Annotated in this window: 32 protein-coding genes; 30 read left to right on the top strand and 2 right to left on the bottom strand. The window is 35.4% G+C overall.

Going from position 1 to position 16,278, the window contains the following annotated elements; genetic code table 11:
- A partial coding sequence (locus tag BKH45_RS04260; protein ID WP_143428378.1) for a hypothetical protein occupies window positions 1-628 on the bottom strand: 628 nt, incomplete at its 3' end.
- Window positions 629-706: 78 nt separating this feature from the next.
- Entirely contained in the window at window positions 707-1,762 is a 1,056-nt protein-coding gene (locus tag BKH45_RS04255; RefSeq protein ID WP_095274237.1) for an ATP-binding protein, read from the bottom strand.
- 199 nt (window positions 1,763-1,961) lie between these two features.
- Here BKH45_RS04255 and rpsJ point away from each other — a divergent pair, with 199 nt between their 5' ends.
- The 30 genes from rpsJ to BKH45_RS04110 all read left to right on the top strand — a co-directional run bounded on the left by rpsJ (window position 1,962) and on the right by BKH45_RS04110 (window position 16,269).
- A complete protein-coding gene (gene rpsJ, locus BKH45_RS04250) occupies window positions 1,962-2,276 on the top strand; it encodes a 30S ribosomal protein S10 (RefSeq protein WP_095274236.1) in 315 nt (104 codons plus the stop codon).
- A gap of 17 nt (window positions 2,277-2,293) precedes the next feature.
- Window positions 2,294-2,872, top strand: a complete 579-nt coding sequence (rplC, locus tag BKH45_RS04245) for a 50S ribosomal protein L3 (RefSeq protein WP_095274235.1) — start codon at window positions 2,294-2,296, stop codon at window positions 2,870-2,872.
- Window positions 2,873-2,885: 13 nt separating this feature from the next.
- A complete protein-coding gene (gene rplD / locus BKH45_RS04240; RefSeq protein WP_095274234.1) occupies window positions 2,886-3,503 on the top strand; it encodes a 50S ribosomal protein L4 in 618 nt (205 codons plus the stop codon).
- Window positions 3,504-3,514: 11 nt separating this feature from the next.
- On the top strand, window positions 3,515-3,796 hold the full coding sequence (locus BKH45_RS04235) for a 50S ribosomal protein L23 (protein WP_095274233.1): 282 nt from the start codon (window positions 3,515-3,517) through the stop codon (window positions 3,794-3,796).
- Window positions 3,797-3,808: 12 nt separating this feature from the next.
- Complete coding sequence (rplB, locus tag BKH45_RS04230; protein WP_095274232.1) at window positions 3,809-4,636, top strand: 50S ribosomal protein L2; 828 nt, start codon at window positions 3,809-3,811, stop codon at window positions 4,634-4,636.
- A gap of 10 nt (window positions 4,637-4,646) precedes the next feature.
- Window positions 4,647-4,928 carry a 30S ribosomal protein S19 gene (rpsS, locus tag BKH45_RS04225; protein ID WP_095274231.1) on the top strand — a complete coding sequence of 94 codons (282 nt, stop codon included), beginning with the start codon at window positions 4,647-4,649 and terminating at the stop codon, window positions 4,926-4,928.
- A 9-nt stretch (window positions 4,929-4,937) separates the two neighbouring features.
- Window positions 4,938-5,408 (top strand): 50S ribosomal protein L22, encoded by a 471-nt coding sequence (gene rplV / locus BKH45_RS04220; protein WP_095274230.1) that lies wholly within the window; start codon window positions 4,938-4,940, stop codon window positions 5,406-5,408.
- 2 nt (window positions 5,409-5,410) lie between these two features.
- Window positions 5,411-6,112, top strand: coding sequence for a 30S ribosomal protein S3 (rpsC, locus tag BKH45_RS04215; protein WP_095274229.1), 702 nt, complete (start codon window positions 5,411-5,413; stop codon window positions 6,110-6,112).
- A gap of 5 nt (window positions 6,113-6,117) precedes the next feature.
- Window positions 6,118-6,543 carry a 50S ribosomal protein L16 gene (gene rplP, locus BKH45_RS04210; RefSeq protein ID WP_095274228.1) on the top strand — a complete coding sequence of 142 codons (426 nt, stop codon included), beginning with the start codon at window positions 6,118-6,120 and terminating at the stop codon, window positions 6,541-6,543.
- Window positions 6,530-6,724, top strand: coding sequence for a 50S ribosomal protein L29 (rpmC, locus tag BKH45_RS04205; RefSeq protein ID WP_095274227.1), 195 nt, complete (start codon window positions 6,530-6,532; stop codon window positions 6,722-6,724). Before rplP ends, rpmC begins: the two co-directional genes overlap by 14 nt.
- On the top strand, window positions 6,721-6,981 hold the full coding sequence (rpsQ, locus tag BKH45_RS04200; RefSeq protein WP_095274226.1) for a 30S ribosomal protein S17: 261 nt from the start codon (window positions 6,721-6,723) through the stop codon (window positions 6,979-6,981). Before rpmC ends, rpsQ begins: the two co-directional genes overlap by 4 nt.
- A gap of 1 nt (window position 6,982) precedes the next feature.
- Window positions 6,983-7,351, top strand: coding sequence for a 50S ribosomal protein L14 (gene rplN, locus BKH45_RS04195; RefSeq protein WP_095274225.1), 369 nt, complete (start codon window positions 6,983-6,985; stop codon window positions 7,349-7,351).
- Complete coding sequence (gene rplX / locus BKH45_RS04190; protein ID WP_095274224.1) at window positions 7,351-7,584, top strand: 50S ribosomal protein L24; 234 nt, start codon at window positions 7,351-7,353, stop codon at window positions 7,582-7,584. The genes rplN and rplX overlap by 1 nt, the downstream gene beginning before the upstream one ends.
- 1 nt (window position 7,585) lies before the next feature.
- Complete coding sequence (rplE, locus tag BKH45_RS04185) at window positions 7,586-8,131, top strand: 50S ribosomal protein L5 (protein WP_095274223.1); 546 nt, start codon at window positions 7,586-7,588, stop codon at window positions 8,129-8,131.
- 1 nt (window position 8,132) lies between these two features.
- Window positions 8,133-8,318, top strand: a complete 186-nt coding sequence (locus BKH45_RS04180; protein ID WP_095274222.1) for a type Z 30S ribosomal protein S14 — start codon at window positions 8,133-8,135, stop codon at window positions 8,316-8,318.
- A gap of 9 nt (window positions 8,319-8,327) precedes the next feature.
- Window positions 8,328-8,723, top strand: a complete 396-nt coding sequence (gene rpsH / locus BKH45_RS04175) for a 30S ribosomal protein S8 (RefSeq protein ID WP_095274221.1) — start codon at window positions 8,328-8,330, stop codon at window positions 8,721-8,723.
- Window positions 8,724-8,732: 9 nt separating this feature from the next.
- Entirely contained in the window at window positions 8,733-9,269 is a 537-nt protein-coding gene (gene rplF / locus BKH45_RS04170) for a 50S ribosomal protein L6 (protein ID WP_095274220.1), read from the top strand.
- Between the two features lie 13 nt (window positions 9,270-9,282).
- Complete coding sequence (gene rplR / locus BKH45_RS08820; protein WP_180675622.1) at window positions 9,283-9,639, top strand: 50S ribosomal protein L18; 357 nt, start codon at window positions 9,283-9,285, stop codon at window positions 9,637-9,639.
- A 9-nt stretch (window positions 9,640-9,648) separates the two neighbouring features.
- Window positions 9,649-10,089 (top strand): 30S ribosomal protein S5, encoded by a 441-nt coding sequence (rpsE, locus tag BKH45_RS08815; RefSeq protein WP_180675620.1) that lies wholly within the window; start codon window positions 9,649-9,651, stop codon window positions 10,087-10,089.
- Between the two features lie 9 nt (window positions 10,090-10,098).
- Entirely contained in the window at window positions 10,099-10,500 is a 402-nt protein-coding gene (gene rplO / locus BKH45_RS04160) for a 50S ribosomal protein L15 (protein WP_095274219.1), read from the top strand.
- The gene (gene secY / locus BKH45_RS04155) at window positions 10,500-11,759 is read left to right on the top strand and encodes a preprotein translocase subunit SecY (RefSeq protein WP_095274218.1); all 1,260 of its coding nucleotides are present in this window, start codon (window positions 10,500-10,502) and stop codon (window positions 11,757-11,759) included. Before rplO ends, secY begins: the two co-directional genes overlap by 1 nt.
- Window positions 11,759-12,517: a type I methionyl aminopeptidase gene (map, locus tag BKH45_RS04150; RefSeq protein ID WP_095274217.1), complete on the top strand. Its 759-nt coding sequence runs from the start codon at window positions 11,759-11,761 to the stop codon at window positions 12,515-12,517. The genes secY and map overlap by 1 nt, the downstream gene beginning before the upstream one ends.
- Window positions 12,518-12,736 (top strand): translation initiation factor IF-1, encoded by a 219-nt coding sequence (gene infA / locus BKH45_RS04145; protein ID WP_095274216.1) that lies wholly within the window; start codon window positions 12,518-12,520, stop codon window positions 12,734-12,736.
- Between the two features lie 125 nt (window positions 12,737-12,861).
- Window positions 12,862-12,975, top strand: a complete 114-nt coding sequence (gene rpmJ / locus BKH45_RS04140) for a 50S ribosomal protein L36 (protein ID WP_002956266.1) — start codon at window positions 12,862-12,864, stop codon at window positions 12,973-12,975.
- A 3-nt stretch (window positions 12,976-12,978) separates the two neighbouring features.
- Window positions 12,979-13,341 (top strand): 30S ribosomal protein S13, encoded by a 363-nt coding sequence (gene rpsM / locus BKH45_RS04135; protein ID WP_095274215.1) that lies wholly within the window; start codon window positions 12,979-12,981, stop codon window positions 13,339-13,341.
- Window positions 13,342-13,353: 12 nt separating this feature from the next.
- Window positions 13,354-13,749: a 30S ribosomal protein S11 gene (gene rpsK, locus BKH45_RS04130; RefSeq protein ID WP_095274214.1), complete on the top strand. Its 396-nt coding sequence runs from the start codon at window positions 13,354-13,356 to the stop codon at window positions 13,747-13,749.
- Window positions 13,750-13,761: 12 nt separating this feature from the next.
- Window positions 13,762-14,388 carry a 30S ribosomal protein S4 gene (rpsD, locus tag BKH45_RS04125; RefSeq protein ID WP_095274213.1) on the top strand — a complete coding sequence of 209 codons (627 nt, stop codon included), beginning with the start codon at window positions 13,762-13,764 and terminating at the stop codon, window positions 14,386-14,388.
- A 15-nt stretch (window positions 14,389-14,403) separates the two neighbouring features.
- Window positions 14,404-15,408 (top strand): DNA-directed RNA polymerase subunit alpha, encoded by a 1,005-nt coding sequence (locus BKH45_RS04120; protein ID WP_095274212.1) that lies wholly within the window; start codon window positions 14,404-14,406, stop codon window positions 15,406-15,408.
- Between the two features lie 9 nt (window positions 15,409-15,417).
- Window positions 15,418-15,768: a 50S ribosomal protein L17 gene (gene rplQ / locus BKH45_RS04115; protein WP_095274211.1), complete on the top strand. Its 351-nt coding sequence runs from the start codon at window positions 15,418-15,420 to the stop codon at window positions 15,766-15,768.
- A 132-nt stretch (window positions 15,769-15,900) separates the two neighbouring features.
- Window positions 15,901-16,269, top strand: coding sequence for a methionine-R-sulfoxide reductase (locus BKH45_RS04110; protein WP_095274210.1), 369 nt, complete (start codon window positions 15,901-15,903; stop codon window positions 16,267-16,269).
- The last annotated feature ends 9 nt before the right edge of the window (window positions 16,270-16,278 follow it).

The following is a 16,278-nucleotide window of genomic DNA, read 5'->3' as shown; positions in this document are numbered from 1 at the left end:
GTTGGTATTGATTATAGGGAAATACCGGTTCTTGTATTGTAATCGCACTTTGAATATCTGCCCCGCTTTTAGCACTGATATTGATCACAGGAGATTGGACTTGAGAATAACCGCTCCATACTTGCGTAACACTCCCTTGCATAATCGCCCCATCGGAGAGATTGATATTGAGGTGATTTTGAGGGTAAGTAACATTCCCTTTATAAGCATAACCTGTTGTAGCACTATTCCCGGAGAAATTATAAGTCGCACTCCTATAGCGGTTAAACCCCCAAGCAGTTGCATTGATATTCCCTGTCCAAGAAGAATCTTTAAAATTAAAGGTCTGTTCTAAAGAACTATACCGGTAAGAACTCGTGGTGATACTGGTATCCCCTATCAACTGAGAATCCTTGCTAAAATTCAAAATCGTAGTCCCATAAACTTGGTTGAGTCCGGAAGTAAGAGTAAGGACGGATTGATTGCTCAAGTCAAATATTACTGTAGAGTAGTTTGGAGTGTTATTATAGGCACTGGCTGAAAGATCCAATTTCCCGTTAAATTTAAATTGATCTCCAATAACATGCAAAATAGTTGAGTTATCATTGCTAAGGAGATTAGCACCCCCGGATTTAATAGTCCCGTTCATAGTTGCATTATTGAATTTCAATGTTGTTTTGCCGTAACTTTGTGTGTAATTCCCGGTAAAAGTAGAACTATGTTGGACTCAGGCATCTAGGGCAAAGTTGATAAAACTAATGGCTTGCCATTGGGAATAGGGCGTTTTTCCACCGGATTGATAGTTGATAGTGATGAGAGTAATTTTTGAATACTTAGTTTGGATTTTCTTTATTTTTTCTTCGATAGTCTGCGGGGTGGGAAAGGCAAAAGCAAGGTAAGCATGGTTATCTTGAGTGATAAATTCGCATCCTTGGTCATAATAGAGAGTTTTGTTTTTACATAAGAGTTCTAAAAAAATCATATTTTCGAAAATACTTTGAAAGGATTTGGTGGCGCTAAAGGCATATGGAAGTGAAAAGTCGTAAAAATAAATTTTTTTGGGTTTGGAGGGATCTTGGATATGAGGTAGAAAATAAATGACTTGATCTTGTTGGAATTCGTGTATATATTGGTATATTTTGTCTTTTGAAATTTTTATTTGCTTTTTGAGTTGGGTATAGATTTGATTGGTAGTAACTTGGCGAGCTTGGTAAGAAAGGAGATTGCCAAAAAGATACTTTTTATGCTCAAAGGCTAAAGAATTGATTTCTTGTTTTCGAGGTATTTTTTGATATTCATAGAGATATTGGATTTCAGGGAGATTGCCATCTTTGAGAAAATGATTAAAAAGTGTCGTGATAGAAAGATTTTTTTTGTCAAAACTTACATATTCTTCGAAGTTTAGGGGGTGGATTTGCTTGGAAATAAAATCATGAGGGAGAGTTATGTTGTTTGTATTTTTGGAAGGTGTGATGAGGATAATATTTTCCAGATTCGGGAGAGGAAAATCGCAGATATAGTTATCCAGAATGAGAATATCTATGTTTTTTTCCAGATAAATCTTTAGCAATAAAGATTTTGTCAAATCTATATCCACTCTTGGATCTTTACAATCAATATATATAGGCTTTTTAAAATGTTTGGCAAAATCAAGCGCAATAGATGTTTTGCCACATTTTGGAGCGCCATAGAGGTGGATTTTGCCTCTTTTGAGCCCGAATCTGCGAGGCAGGATACTGAAATTTTGGGTTTTTTCTAAAAAATTTTCTTCTAAATCTTGCATGGTTTTTCTTTTTTATCGTTATTATAGCTTAATTATTTCCTTTATAAAAGGAAATAATTTGACCATAAAATTACGAAAAAAACGATAAAGGCTTGCTATTTGAATGGTTTTTTTCTATAATCTCATTTCCAAATTTTGGTAATTACATCAATCATACATTATAAGATTTTGATGAGTTCTTTGCAAAGGAAATGAATAAATGGAAAAGATTAGACTTAAGCTTAAAGCTTATGATCACAGAGTTTTGGACAGATCAGTTGCCTCTATTGTAGAAGCAGTAAAAAGAACAGGTTCAGAGATCAAAGGACCCATCCCACTCCCTACAAAAAATAGAAGATATACAGTTTTGCGTTCTCCACATATCAATAAAGATTCCAGAGAGCAGTTTGAAATTAGGGTGCATAGTAGGGTGATTGACATCATGTCAGCAACTCCGGAAACTGTGGATAGTCTTATGAAGCTTGATTTAGCTCCTGAAGTAGATGTTGAAGTAACTTCAATGGAAAATAAATAAAGCAAAGGATAGAGTAAATGGAATTTCTAGTAGAAAAAATTGGTATGAGTAGAACAGTTGGAGCTCCAAGTGTGCCTGTAACTTTGCTAAAAGTTGTGAATGCCAAAGTATGCCAAGTATATGGGAATGGCAAAGCTTTGATTGCATATCCCAGAGGCAAGCAATTCAACAAAGCTATTGAGGGACAGCAAAAAAAATATAGTCTTAGCAAGGAATTTAATCATTTTGCTACTCTTATGGTGGCTAATAAAGAAGTTGGCGATCTGGATATGAATGGGTTAGAGAACGCTAAAAAACTAAAAGCTACCTTTAGCACTAAAGGACGCGGTTTTACAGGCGCTATGAAGAGATGGAATTTTCAAGGTGGTCCGGCTGCCCATGGGAGCAGATTTCACAGAAGATTAGGTTCTATTGGTAATAGAGAGTGGCCGGGAAGAGTCCAACCGGGCAAAAAAATGGCAGGGCATTATGGAAATGAAAAAGTTACAGGACAAAATGAAATTGTATCTTTTGATAAAGAAAGCGGGATTTTGGTCGTTAAAGGTTCTGTAGCAGGTTTTTCCGGTGCTTATGGCAAGATATTAATTACGAAATAAACAAGGGTCAAAAATGAGTAAGGCAGTAGTATTAGATAACCAACTGAAAAAATCCGGCGAAATTGAATTGCCACAGAGCTATGAACAAATCAATGAACATAATTTGTATCTTTATGTAAAGTCTTATCTTGCTTCTATCCGTGCTAATAGTGCTCATGCAAAAAAACGCGGCGAAGTAAGTGGCGGGGGCAAAAAACCTTGGAGCCAAAAAGGTGGGGGTAGAGCCAGAGCAGGGAGTATCACTTCTCCTATATTTGTAGGGGGTGGTGTTTCCCATGGTCCTAGCAACAATAGAAATTATGATCTCAAAATCAACAAAAAACAAAAAAAGCTTGCGCTTGAATATGCACTCAAACAAAAAGCAGAAACAGGCAGGTTGTATGTGATTGATTCTATAGCCATTGGCAGCGGTAAAACAAAAGATGCTTATCATATGTTTAAGACAATCAATGAGAGGAATACATTATTTGTCTCTCAAATGAGTGATGAAGCTACTTTTTTGGCTTTTAGAAATTTGAAAAAATGTTATTTGGCAGATGCCAATGAAATGAATGCTTATTTGGTTGCAGCTTTTAATTCTGTAGTGATAGAAAAGGCTGTTTTTGATGAAATCATTCAGTCCGCGAAATAAGGGAGGTTACAATGGCAGATATAACTGATATTAAAGCAATGCTCTATACAGAGAAGTCTTTATCTCTTCAAGAGAGTGGTATTATGGTTGTTCAGACTTCAAGCAAAGTTACCAAAAATCAGCTAAAACAAGTTTTCAAGGATTATTTTGGTTTCACTCCTTTGCGTGTGAATTCTTTGAAACAAGATGGCAAAATCAAGCGTTTTAAGGGGAGATTGGGACAGAGAAATGCTTTTAAAAAGTTTTATGTAAAAGTCCCGGAAGGTGCGAAGATTGATTCGCTTGCTGTATAAGGAGAGTAGAAAATGGCAATAAAAACTTATAAACCCTATACACCCGGTAGAAGATTTATGTCCGGTTTGAGTTCAGCAGACATTACTTCTAAACCAAGTGTGAGAAAATTATTAATCAAACTTCCTGTCAGTGCAGGTAGAAATAATAACGGAAGAATTACCAGCAGGCACAAAGAAGGCGGGGCTAAAAAACTTTATAGAATTATTGATTTCAAACGAAATAAATATAATATTGAAGGCAAGGTGCTTGGAATTGAATATGATCCTTATAGAAACTGCAGGATTGCTTTGGTTTCTTATCCTGATGGAGATAAACGATATATTTTGCATCCAAATGGTTTGCATGTAGGAGATGTAGTGATTGCAGCAGAGGCAGGGTTGGATATTAAAACGGGCTTTGCAATGAAATTAAAGAGTATCCCGGTAGGGACAATTATCCACAATATTGAAATGCACCCCGGCGCAGGGGGACAACTCGCCAGAAGTGCCGGCACAAGCGCTCAGATTATGGGTAGAGAAGGGAAATATACAATTATCAGAATGCCAAGTGGAGAAATGCGATATATTCTTGAAGAATGTATGGCAACTATTGGTGTGGTAGGTAATGAGGATTTTATCAATATTTCAATCGGGAAAGCAGGTAGAAATCGTCATCGAGGTATCCGACCACAAACAAGAGGTAGCGCTATGAATCCCGTTGATCACCCCCATGGAGGTGGAGAAGGAAAAACCGGATCAAGCGGTCATCCTGTATCGCCTTGGGGAACTCCGGCTAAGGGTTATAAAACCAGACGCAAAAAAGCTAGCGATCGTTTGATTATTTCTAAAAAGAAAAAATAAGGATATAAAAATGGCAAGATCAATTAAAAAAGGTCCTTTTATTGATGATCATTTGATGAAAAAAACAATAAAAGCCAAAGAAGCTAAAGACAATAAACCTATTAAGACTTGGTCCAGAAGAAGCACTATTTCTCCTGAAATGATAGGGATAACTTACAATGTCCATAACGGTAGGATTTTCATTCCTGTGTATATTACAGAAAATCATGTAGGTTATAAGTTGGGTGAATTTGCTCCTACCAGAACTTTTAAGGGACACAAAGGCAGTGTCCAGAAAAAAATAGGCAAATAAGGAGAAGAGATGAGCACATCATTATTAAAATATATAAGACTTTCTCCAACCAAGGCCAGATTAATTGCCGGAGAAATTCAGGGTATGAATGCTGAATTGGCAATTGCAAGTTTGGAATTTACACCTAATAAAGCTGCCAGAGTGATTTCTAAAGTCATTGCTTCAGCGGTTGCAAATGGAAGTTATGAAGCACAAAATGTTTGTATAACTTCTTGTAGAGTGGATGCAGGTCCTGTGTTGAGAAGATTTATGCCACGTGCAAAAGGTCGGGCTACACCTATTAGAAAACCAACTTCTCATATTTTGGTTGAAGTGGGGTTGGAGAATTCCAAAAATAAAAAAAGCGCCCCAAAAAGTGCTTCTGTTTCAGAAAAAACAACGCCAAAGCAAACATCAAAAAAAGAGCTCAAAGAAGTTAAACAAACAACTTTGAAAAAGACTCCCCCAACAAGCAAAAAAATAAAAGGTGAGGATAAATAATTATGGGACAAAAAGTTAATCCAATAGGTTTAAGATTAGGCATTAACAGAAATTGGGCTTCAAGATGGTTTCCAAGCACTCAAAGTACGCCATTAAATATCGCAGAAGATTACAAAATTAGAAAATTTTTGAAAAAAGAGCTTTATTATGCGGGGGTGAGTGAGATTATTATTGAAAGAGCTGCCAAAAAAATTCGTGTTACTGTGGTAGCAGCAAGACCGGGCTTAATTATTGGTAAAAAAGGTGCAGATATTGAAAAAGTAAAGCAGTCTTTGAAAAATGTTGTTCAAAGAGAGGTTTCCATCAATATTAAAGAAGTTAAAAGACCCCAAGCTAATGCTCAATTGGCAGCTGAAAATGTAGCTACTCAGTTGGAAAAAAGAGTTGCTTTTAGAAGAGCTATGAAAAAAGTTATGCAAACAGCGATTAAATCAGGCGCAAAAGGGATTAAAGTCAAAGTATCCGGCAGATTAGCAGGTGCGGAGATGGCAAGGACTGAATGGTATATGGAAGGGAGAGTGCCACTCCATACACTCAGAGCAAAAATTGATTATGGGTTTGCAGAAGCAATGACAACTTATGGAATCATTGGGATTAAAGTTTGGATTTTTAAAGGTGAAGTTTTGCAAAAAGGTATCCAACCTGAAAAGAAAGAGGACACTAGAGAAAATAGAGAAACCAGAACCAAAAGAAGAGGGAGATAACAACTATGTTAATGCCAAAAAGAACAAAATACAGAAAGCAAATGAAGGGCAGAAATAGAGGTAAATCTTTTAGAGGAGCTTCTTTGGCTTATGGTGATATTGCCATTAAGGCGCTTGAGCATGGCAGGATTGATTCCAGACAAATCGAATCAGCAAGGATTGCCATGACGCGACATATCAAAAGAGCGGGTAAAGTTTGGATTCGAGTATTTCCTGACAAACCCTTGACAGCTAAACCGTTAGAAACAAGAATGGGTAAAGGTAAGGGAAGTGTAGAAAAGTGGGTGATGAATATCAAACCCGGTAGAATTATTTATGAAATGACAGGAATAGATGAAGTTACTGCTCGAGAGGCTTTGGCTTTAGCCCAAAGTAAATTGCCATTTAAGACAAAAATCATAACTAGCGAGAGTGAAAATGAAATTTATTGAACTAAAAGATAAAGAAATAAGCGAATTGAAAAAAATGTTAGTAGAGAAAAAGTCTGAACTTTTTGAGTTAAGACTCAAACTCAAAACAATGCAATTGACCAACTCCAGTCAAATTGTGGCAGTAAGAAAAGATATTGCACGCTTAAATACTGCAATATCTGCTAAGAAGGATTCAAAATGAGTGAAAAACAACCCCATAAAAGAGTCATCCAGGGTAAGGTAGTCAGCAAGGCAGGAGATAAAAGTGTCGTTATTTTGGTCGAAAGAAAAGTCGTACATCCCAAATATAGAAAAATTGTAAAAAGATTCAAAAAATATACCATTCATGATGAAAATAATTCCGTTAAAGTCGGTGATGTGGTGAGTGCTATTGAATGTAAGCCAATTTCTAAAACCAAAGCATTTAACTTAAAAGATATTGTTTTGGTGGGGGTGTAATATGATACAAAGTTTTAGTAGATTAAATGTTGCTGATAACAGCGGTGCAAAAGAAATTATGTGTATAAAAGTATTGGGTGGCAGTCATAGGAGATATGCAACAGTGGGTGATGTGATCGTTGCTTCTGTGAAAAAAGCCATTCCAAATGGAAAAGTCAAAAAAGGACAAGTCATCAAGGCTGTTATTGTGCGCACTAAAAAAGAAATTCATAGAGAAAATGGTTCTTTGATTCGATTTGATGACAATGCAGCTGTTATTTTAGATGCAAAAAAAGAACCTATGGGAACAAGAATTTTTGGTCCTGTTAGTAGAGAAGTGCGGTATGCGAATTTTATGAAAATAGTATCGTTAGCTCCGGAGGTATTGTAGTGGCAAAGTTTAAAATAAAAAAAGGCGATATGGTTAAAATTATTGCCGGTGATGATAAGGGCAAAGTAGGCAAAGTTATAGCTGTTTTACCCAAAAGTGCAGAGGTTATCATAGAGGGCTGTAAAATTGTCAAGAAATCAATCAAGCCAACAGATAATGAACCTAAGGGCGGATTTGTTAATAAAGAAATGCCTATGAGTATTTCTAATGTGAAGAAAGCGCAGGAGAAATAATATGTTTGGTTTGAAAAAAATCTATCAAGAAGAAGTGAAAACAAAATTGGCCAGCGAGCTTGGGATCAAAAATCCTATGCTTTTGCCAAAACTCGAAAAAATTGTGATTAGCGTAGGTGCGGGTGATCATGCAAAAGATTCAAAAATTATGCAAAATATTGCAGATACTATTTCGCTAATAGCAGGGCAAAAAGCTATTATTACTTTGGCAAAAAAATCTGTTGCCGGGTTTAAAATGCGAGAAGGAATGCCTATGGGGGTAAAAGTTACTTTAAGAGGCAATCAAATGTATAATTTTTTAGAAAAACTCATTGTTATTTCGTTGCCTAGGGTGAAAGACTTCAGAGGTGTATCTCGAAATGGATTTGATGGAAGGGGAAATTATAGTTTTGGCTTGAATGAACAATTAATGTTCCCTGAAGTTATTTATGATGATATTATGGTAACCCATGGCATGAATATTACTATTGTTACATCTACACACAAAGATAAAGAGGCATTCAAGTTGCTGGAATTGCTTGGCATGCCATTTGCAAAAGGAAAATAAAATGGCAAAAAAATCTATGATAGCAAAAGCAAAAAGAAAAGCTAAATTTAGCGCTAGAAAATATAGCAGGTGTCAAGTATGCGGCAGACCTCATTCAGTTTATAGAGATTTTGGACTTTGTAGGGTATGCTTGAGAAAAATGGGTAATGAAGGGTTAATTCCCGGACTTCGTAAAGCTAGTTGGTAAGGAAAAAATATGGTAAATGATATAATTGCAGATTCATTGACACGACTTAGAAATGCTTCTATGAGAAGATTAGAGGTTACAACACTTTATTATGCTAAGATTGTTGTATCTATTCTTGAAGTATTTAAGTCCAAAGGTTTCGTAAAAGATTATAATGTAAATAATAAAGAAGGCAAACAGTCTATTTCGGTTCAACTCGCCTATGATGAAAGAGGGTTTCCCCTTATTAATGAGGTCAAAAGAATTAGTAAGCCCGGAAGAAGAGTTTATAAAGGAAGAAATGAACTTAAAAAATTCAAAAATGGTTATGGAACGATCGTGGTAAGCACCAGTAAAGGTGTTGTTGCCAATGAAGATGCTTACAAAGAAAATGTAGGTGGCGAAGCACTTTGTAGTATATGGTAGGAGAAAATTATGTCAAGAGTTGGAAAAAGACCTATTAGCATTCCAAATACAGTGCAAGTAACTGTTGAAGGGAGCAAAATTGTGTTTAAAAGTGGTAAAATAACAAAAGAGTTAGAAACATACCGTAGAGTTCATATTGAACTCAATGCAAATGAATTAGCATTTAAATCTGTAGATAATGAGCCACAATCTCGTGCATATTGGGGAACTTATAGAGCCCTGGCAAGTAATATTGTCGTAGGCATGACCACAGGTTTTAACAAAGTATTAGAAATCAATGGAGTTGGTTACAAAGCAGCTGTTGCAGGCAAAAATTTGGAATTAGCACTGGGTTTTAGTCATCCTGTTAAATACCCTATACCGGAAGGTGTTGAAATAGTCGTTGATAAAAATACAATCACCATCAAGGGGAGCGATAAGCAGCAAATTGGACAAATTGCTGCAGAAATTAGAGAGTTTAGACCTCCTGAACCCTATAAGGGCAAAGGTATTAAATATAGCGATGAGATCATCATTCGCAAAGCCGGTAAAACTGCTAAGAAATAATTAAGGGTGGAATATGACAAGCACAACATTAGAAAGAAAAAAAAGATTAAGACTCAAGCGAAAATTAAGAGTTAAAGGTTCTTTGTTTGGGACAGATGCAAAACCAAGAGTAAGTATTTTTAGATCGAATAAGTATTTATATGCACAAGCTATTGATGATGTCAATCATAAAACGCTTGCTTGTGTTGATGGAAAAAAATTGGCTTTGGGCAATAATAAAGAAGATGCTAAAAACATAGCAAAAGCATTTGCACAAAATCTTAAAGGATTAGGCATTCATGAGGTCATTTATGATAGAAATGGTTATTTATATCATGGTGTAGTTGCTGCTTTTGCAGAGTCTTTGAGAGAAAATGGCATCGTGCTTTAAAGGAAAAATATGGAAATCAATAGAGAAGAATTTAATGAAGTAGTTGTGAATATCGGAAGGGTTACAAAGGTTGTGAAGGGGGGTAGAAGATTTCGGTTTAATGCCCTTGTTGTTGTGGGCAATAAAAATGGGCTTGTTGGTTTTGGTTTGGGTAAAGCAAAAGAAGTTCCCGATGCGATCAAAAAAGCCGTTGATGATGCTTTTAAAAATATTATTGAAGTTAAAATTAAAGGCACTACGATTGCTCATGATATTGAACATAAATATAATGCAAGTAAGATTTTGCTCAAACCTGCAAGTGAAGGAACCGGTGTTATTGCAGGCGGATCGGCAAGACCTGTAATTGAACTGGCAGGTATTAAAGATATTTTAACCAAATCTTTAGGGTCAAATAACCCTTATAATGTTGTGAGAGCAACTGTAAATGCACTTGCTAGAATTAAGGCATAAGGAGTTTTTATGGCATTAGAAAAAATAAAACCCGCTCATGGAAGTATCAAAGATATTAAAAGGGTAGGTAGAGGTCAAGGTAGTGGTATGGGCAAAACTTCTACAAGAGGTGGAAAAGGGCAAACTGCCAGAAGTGGCTACAAGGCTAAACGTGGTTTTGAAGGTGGGCAACAACCTCTTCAAAGAAGATTGCCAAAAGTTGGCTTTAGAACAAAAATCCAAAAACCTTATGTAATTAATATTGATAAATTTAAAAATATCGCTGCCTTATCTGAAATTACCTTTGAAACAATCAGGAGTATTCATAAATTTCCAACTTATATCGAAAAAGTTAAAATAATTGGGATAAATGCACATGAATTACTCTGTAAAATCAAAGATGAACGCATTAGAACCAGTAGGCAAAAATAATGAATAAAGCAATCATTGGCAAGATTTTAATCACTCTTGGTTTTTTATTTTTGTATAGAATTTTGGCTTACGTGCCAATTCCGGGAGTAGATTTAGCCGCGATTAAAGCATTTTTTGATCATAATTCCGGCAATGCATTAGGGCTTTTTAATATGTTTAGTGGGAATGCTGTTTCCAGGTTGAGTATTATTTCTCTTGGTATCATGCCTTATATTACGGCTTCTATCGTCATGGAGTTACTTGCTGCGACTTTTCCTAATCTGGCAAAAATGAAAAAAGAACGTGATGGGATGCAAAAATATATGCAAATTGTCCGTTATGCAACTATCTTTATCACCGTTATACAAGCAGTGAGTGTATCTTTTGGATTGAGAAGCATTGGAGATGGTGTTAATGGTGCTATTATGATTGATATGCAAACCTTTTTGATTATTTCTGTATTTTCTATGCTGACAGGCACAATGCTTTTAATGTGGATAGGGGAACAGATTACCCAAAGAGGAGTTGGGAATGGGATTAGTTTGATTATTTTTGCGGGTATTGTTTCGGGCATACCATCTGCGATTGCAGGAACATTTAATCTTGCCAATACGGGTGAAATTAATTTCTTGGTTTTGATTGGTATTTTTGTCATTATTTTAGCGACAGTGTTTGTTATTATTTATGTAGAGTTAGCAGAGCGTAGAGTGCCTGTTTCTTATGCACGAAAAGTCATCATGCAAAATCAAAATAAGCGTATCATGAATTATATCCCTATCAAGCTAAATCTTAGTGGCGTTATTCCTCCAATTTTTGCTTCTGCTTTGTTGGTTTTTCCTTCTACGATTTTGCAAGCATCATCAAATACAACTATCCAGGCTATAGCAGATTTTTTAAGTCCTAATGGTTATGCTTATAATGTTTTGATGTTTGTATTAGTTATATTTTTTGCTTATTTTTATTCTTCAATAGTGTTTAATTCTAAAGATATAGCTGATAATCTGAAACGACAGGGTGGCTATATACCCGGAATGAGACCCGGAGAGGGGACGTCATCGTTTTTAAATGCAGTTGCCGGTAATTTGACATTTTGGGGATCTTTATATTTGGCAGTGATTTCTACATTGCCTTGGATTCTTGTAAAGGGCATGGGAGTTCCTTTTTATTTTGGCGGGACAGCAGTGCTTATTGTTGTGCAGGTTGCCATTGATACGATGAGGAAAATTGAGGCTCAAATTTATATGAATAAATATAAAACATTAAGCGCAGTAGGTTTTTAGTGTCTATTAATATTAGAAATAAAAAAGAAATAGAATTTTTAAAAAAGCCTAATAAAATAGTTGCTCAGACTCTGGATCTTTTATCTAAACATGCTCAAGAGGGTATGACTACTTTAGAACTTGATAAAATTGCAGAGGATTTTATCTTATCAAATGGAGGGATACCTGCGTTTAAGGGGTTGTATGGTTTTCCTAATGCGGTGTGTATTTCGGTAAATTCTGTTATTATACATGGCATACCTGATAAAACTCCATTAAAGTCCGGAGATATTGTAGGTTTTGATGTAGGGGTTGCGTTTGATGGTTGGTATGGAGATGGGGCAGTTACAATTGGAATAGGGGAAATATCTCCAAAAGATAAACAACTCATAGCTTGTGCAAAAGATACTTTGTATGAAGCTATTGATAAGATTAAAGTCGGACTTCGTTTTAAAGAATTAACTAAGATGATTGAGGATTGTATTTTAGAAAAAGGTTTTGTACCTTTGAGAGGTTTTTGCGGGCATGGTATTGGGAGAAAACCTCATGAAGAACCTGAGATCCCTAATTATTTAGAAAGCCCTACAACCCATTCAGGACCCAAAATCAAAGAAGGAATGGTTTTTTGTCTGGAACCAATGATTTGCCAAAATAGTGGTGAGCCAAAAATTTTATCTGATAATTGGGGGGTAACTTCAGCAGATGGGTTAAATGGCAGTCATTATGAACATACGATTGCAATTATTGAAGGCAAAGCTAAGATACTCACGGAGATATAAATGGCAAAAGATGATGTGATAGAAATTGATGGTAAAGTGATTGAGGCATTGCCTAATGCCACGTTTAAGGTGGAATTAGAAAACAAGCATGTTGTATTGTGTCATATTGCAGGAAAAATGAGAATGCATTATATTAAGATACTTCCCGGAGACAAAGTAAAGCTTGAACTTACGCCTTATAGCTTAGATAAGGGACGCATTACATTTAGATATAAATAGTAAAGCCTGAAGCAACTAAGAAGCTTTTAAACTTTTCTTAGCTATAATAATAGCTTTTTAGTCTTTAAAAAATACAATGGGTTTAAAAATATTTTATGCTTTGGCATAAAACAAGGAGAAACAAAATGAAAGTTCGACCTTCGGTTAAAAAGATGTGTGATAAATGTAAAGTTATCAAGAGAAAAGGTGTAGTTCGAGTGATTTGCTCAACTCCAAAACATAAACAAAGACAAGGATAAAATATGGCTAGAATAGCTGGTGTAGATTTGCCAAAAAAGAAAAGAGTCGAGTATGCTCTTACTTATATTTATGGTATTGGGCTTAAAAGCTCAAGAGATATTTTGAATGCTATAAATATATCTTTTGATAAGCGAGTTCATGATCTCAGCGAAGATGAAGTCTCTGCAATTGCTAAAAAAATTCAAGAAGGCTACATGGTCGAGGGTGATTTGAGAAAAAAGACACAAATGGATATTAAATCATTGATGGATTTAGGAAATTATCGTGGTCTTCGGCATAGAAAAGGCTTGCCTGTGCGAGGTCAAACAACCAAAAATAATGCACGCACAAGAAAAGGCAAGAAAAAAACAGTAGGTAGCAAATAAGGAGACTAAGTCATGGCTAAAAGAAATACGGCAACTAAAAAAAGAGTTATTAAGAAAAATATTGCCAAAGGAATTGTTTGTATATCTGCTTCATTTAACAATACAAATGTAACCATTACTGATGAAATGGGTAATGTTATTTGTTGGGCTACAGCCGGTGGGCTTGGCTTTAAGGGATCAAAAAAATCAACTCCTTATGCAGCCCAACAAGCAGTAGAGAGTGCGATGACAAAAGCAAAAGAACATGGTATCAAAGAAGTAGGTATCAAAGTTCAAGGACCGGGTAGCGGCAGAGAGACTGCAGTAAAAAGTGTCGGCACAATAGAGGGAATTAAAGTTCTTTGGATAAAAGATGTAACCCCATTGCCCCATAATGGTTGCAGACCACCTAAAAGAAGAAGAGTATAAGGGAGTTATATAATGGCAAGATATAGAGGACCGGTTGAAAAATTAGAGAGACGATTTGGAGTGTCTTTGGCTTTAAAGGGCGAGAGAAGATTGGCAGGTAAAAGTGCTTTGGATAAAAGACCTTATGGACCGGGGCAACATGGACAAAGAAGAGGTAAGATTTCTGAATATGGCTTGCAATTGCGTGAAAAACAAAAAGCCAAAGCCATGTATGGAATTTCGGAAAAACAATTTAGATCGATTTTCGTAGAAGCAAACCGACTGGATGGAAATACAGGTGAAAATCTTATTGGCTTGATTGAAAGAAGACTTGATAATGTCGTTTATAGAATGGGGTTTGCTACTACAAGAAGATTTGCTCGTCAATTAGTAACTCATGGGCATATTTTGGTAGATGGCAAAAAGATTGATATTCCTTCTTATTTTGTTTATCCCGGACAAAAAATTGAACTTACAGAGAAAACAAAAAATAATCCTCAAGTAACTAGAGCTATTGAATTAACTTCTCAAACCGGCATATCTCCTTGGGTAGATGTTGATAAAGATAAAAAGTTTGGTATTTTTACAAGATATCCTCAGAGAGAAGAAGTCGTAATCCCGGTAGAGGAAAGGCTCATTGTCGAGTTGTATTCCAAATAATTAGGCGGTGAAAAAATGAAAACTATTAAAACAGCTCCCTATATTCCTACAGATATCAATATAGAAGAGATAAATACGAATAGAATTAAAATATCTGTATATCCTTTTGAGTCCGGCTATGCTATTACTTTGGCTCATCCTATCAGAAGATTATTGCTTTCAAGCTCTGTAGGTTATGCGCCTATAGGATTGAAAATTGAAGGGGTTGCTCACGAATTTGATTCTGTTCGTGGTATTACTGAAGATGTTTCACCTTTTATCGTAAATTTGAAAAATATCCGATTTGTTCATAAAACTCAAGAGGATAATGGTCCTATAACAGTGAATTATTCTTTTAAAGGACCTATGAGTTTATCCGGTGCGGATTTGATTAATGATGTTTTGGACGTTGTGAATAAAAATACTTATTTAGCTACTATTAATGAAGATGCAGTTCTTAATTTTTCTATCATTGTTCAAAAAGGCATTGGTTATGTTCCAAGCGAAAATATAAGAGGTATCATTCCTGAGGATTATATCCCTCTTGATGCTTATTTTACCCCTGTAAAAAAAGCAGTTTATGAAATAGAAAATGTATTGGTAGAAGATAATCCAACTTATGAAAAGATTGTTTTTGATATTGAAACAGATGGACAAATCAACCCTCATGATGCTTTTAAAGAAGCCATTGCAATTATGCATTCACAAATGAGTATTTTTGATGCTGATATGAGTGCAGCTCCTTTGATGGCAAAAAATTCCTCAGAAGACGTAGCTGAATTGAAAGATTTGATGGTAAAAATTGATACATTAAATCTCAGCGCCAGATGTTTTAATTGTTTGGATAGGACAGGCATTCGATATATTGGAGAATTAGTTTTAATGAGTGAAAATGATTTGAAAAACATCAAAAATATGGGTAAAAAATCTTATGATGAAATTGCTGAGAAGCTTCAAGAATTGGGCTATCCTGTAGGTTATGAATTGTCTGATGAGTTGGTGTTGTCTTTGAATAAGAAAATTGTTAAAATGAAAAGCTAAGGAGAAATTATGAGGCATAATCACGGATATAGAAAACTTGGCAGAACTTCTTCCCATAGAAAAGCTTTGTTGAAGAATTTGGCTATTGCTCTGATTGAACATAAAAAAATTGAAACAGGGGTTTTTAAAGCAAAAGAACTTCAGTCTTATATTGAAAAATTAGTAACCATAGCAAGAGTGGGCGATTTTAATTCCCATCGATTTATTTTTAGCTATTTGCAGGATAAATCAGCTACGAAGAAGTTGATTGCAGAAATTGCTCCCGGCTATGCTGATAGAAAAGGTGGCTATACAAGGATTCAAAGAACACGTCTAAGAAGAGGCGATGCTTCTTTGATGGCTACTATAGAATTTGTTTGATTCAGGATTTTTTCCTGAATTGCTTAGGATACTTTTAAAATATCTTTATCTTTTTTTATTGTATCTATAAAAATATATTTTATTCTTGCTTTTATGGTATATTTATTCTTATAAATAAAGCAAGGAATTCTGATGAATCCATTAAATCCCCAAGAATATGCAATTATAATTCAAAAAGCAACAGAACCCCCTTTTAGCGGTAAATATAATGACTTTTTTCAAGAGGGTATTTATGCGTGCAAACAATGTGGCTTAAAGCTTTATACCTCAGAGACTAAATTCAAGTCAAATTGTGGGTGGGCTAGTTTTGATGATGAGATAGCAGGGGCGATCAAATACCAAATTGATGAGGATGGCAGGAGAGTGGAAATTATTTGCGCTCGATGTGAGGGGCATTTAGGGCATGTATTCGTGGGTGAGGGTTATACAGATAAAAATATAAGGCATTGTGTGAATTCATTGTCTCTTGAATTTATTCCCCAAATTTCTAAAAAAGATTAAAGATATAAG

Source organism: Helicobacter sp. 11S03491-1, from assembly GCF_002272835.1.
Lineage (GTDB): Bacteria > Campylobacterota > Campylobacteria > Campylobacterales > Helicobacteraceae > Helicobacter_J.
This window is presented reverse-complemented; position numbering and strand designations above follow the sequence as displayed.

Coding starts and splice junctions, on each gene's coding strand:
- BKH45_RS04255 (WP_095274237.1), bottom strand. CDS start 1,762: ATGCAAGATTTAGAAGAAAATTTTTTAGAAAAAACCCAAAATTTCAGT.
- rpsJ (WP_095274236.1), top strand. CDS start 1,962: ATGGAAAAGATTAGACTTAAGCTTAAAGCTTATGATCACAGAGTTTTG.
- rplC (WP_095274235.1), top strand. CDS start 2,294: ATGGAATTTCTAGTAGAAAAAATTGGTATGAGTAGAACAGTTGGAGCT.
- rplD (WP_095274234.1), top strand. CDS start 2,886: ATGAGTAAGGCAGTAGTATTAGATAACCAACTGAAAAAATCCGGCGAA.
- BKH45_RS04235 (WP_095274233.1), top strand. CDS start 3,515: ATGGCAGATATAACTGATATTAAAGCAATGCTCTATACAGAGAAGTCT.
- rplB (WP_095274232.1), top strand. CDS start 3,809: ATGGCAATAAAAACTTATAAACCCTATACACCCGGTAGAAGATTTATG.
- rpsS (WP_095274231.1), top strand. CDS start 4,647: ATGGCAAGATCAATTAAAAAAGGTCCTTTTATTGATGATCATTTGATG.
- rplV (WP_095274230.1), top strand. CDS start 4,938: ATGAGCACATCATTATTAAAATATATAAGACTTTCTCCAACCAAGGCC.
- rpsC (WP_095274229.1), top strand. CDS start 5,411: ATGGGACAAAAAGTTAATCCAATAGGTTTAAGATTAGGCATTAACAGA.
- rplP (WP_095274228.1), top strand. CDS start 6,118: ATGTTAATGCCAAAAAGAACAAAATACAGAAAGCAAATGAAGGGCAGA.
- rpmC (WP_095274227.1), top strand. CDS start 6,530: ATGAAATTTATTGAACTAAAAGATAAAGAAATAAGCGAATTGAAAAAA.
- rpsQ (WP_095274226.1), top strand. CDS start 6,721: ATGAGTGAAAAACAACCCCATAAAAGAGTCATCCAGGGTAAGGTAGTC.
- rplN (WP_095274225.1), top strand. CDS start 6,983: ATGATACAAAGTTTTAGTAGATTAAATGTTGCTGATAACAGCGGTGCA.
- rplE (WP_095274223.1), top strand. CDS start 7,586: ATGTTTGGTTTGAAAAAAATCTATCAAGAAGAAGTGAAAACAAAATTG.
- BKH45_RS04180 (WP_095274222.1), top strand. CDS start 8,133: ATGGCAAAAAAATCTATGATAGCAAAAGCAAAAAGAAAAGCTAAATTT.
- rpsH (WP_095274221.1), top strand. CDS start 8,328: ATGGTAAATGATATAATTGCAGATTCATTGACACGACTTAGAAATGCT.
- rplF (WP_095274220.1), top strand. CDS start 8,733: ATGTCAAGAGTTGGAAAAAGACCTATTAGCATTCCAAATACAGTGCAA.
- rplR (WP_180675622.1), top strand. CDS start 9,283: ATGACAAGCACAACATTAGAAAGAAAAAAAAGATTAAGACTCAAGCGA.
- rpsE (WP_180675620.1), top strand. CDS start 9,649: ATGGAAATCAATAGAGAAGAATTTAATGAAGTAGTTGTGAATATCGGA.
- rplO (WP_095274219.1), top strand. CDS start 10,099: ATGGCATTAGAAAAAATAAAACCCGCTCATGGAAGTATCAAAGATATT.
- secY (WP_095274218.1), top strand. CDS start 10,500: ATGAATAAAGCAATCATTGGCAAGATTTTAATCACTCTTGGTTTTTTA.
- infA (WP_095274216.1), top strand. CDS start 12,518: ATGGCAAAAGATGATGTGATAGAAATTGATGGTAAAGTGATTGAGGCA.
- rpmJ (WP_002956266.1), top strand. CDS start 12,862: ATGAAAGTTCGACCTTCGGTTAAAAAGATGTGTGATAAATGTAAAGTT.
- rpsM (WP_095274215.1), top strand. CDS start 12,979: ATGGCTAGAATAGCTGGTGTAGATTTGCCAAAAAAGAAAAGAGTCGAG.
- rpsK (WP_095274214.1), top strand. CDS start 13,354: ATGGCTAAAAGAAATACGGCAACTAAAAAAAGAGTTATTAAGAAAAAT.
- rpsD (WP_095274213.1), top strand. CDS start 13,762: ATGGCAAGATATAGAGGACCGGTTGAAAAATTAGAGAGACGATTTGGA.
- BKH45_RS04120 (WP_095274212.1), top strand. CDS start 14,404: ATGAAAACTATTAAAACAGCTCCCTATATTCCTACAGATATCAATATA.
- rplQ (WP_095274211.1), top strand. CDS start 15,418: ATGAGGCATAATCACGGATATAGAAAACTTGGCAGAACTTCTTCCCAT.
- BKH45_RS04110 (WP_095274210.1), top strand. CDS start 15,901: ATGAATCCATTAAATCCCCAAGAATATGCAATTATAATTCAAAAAGCA.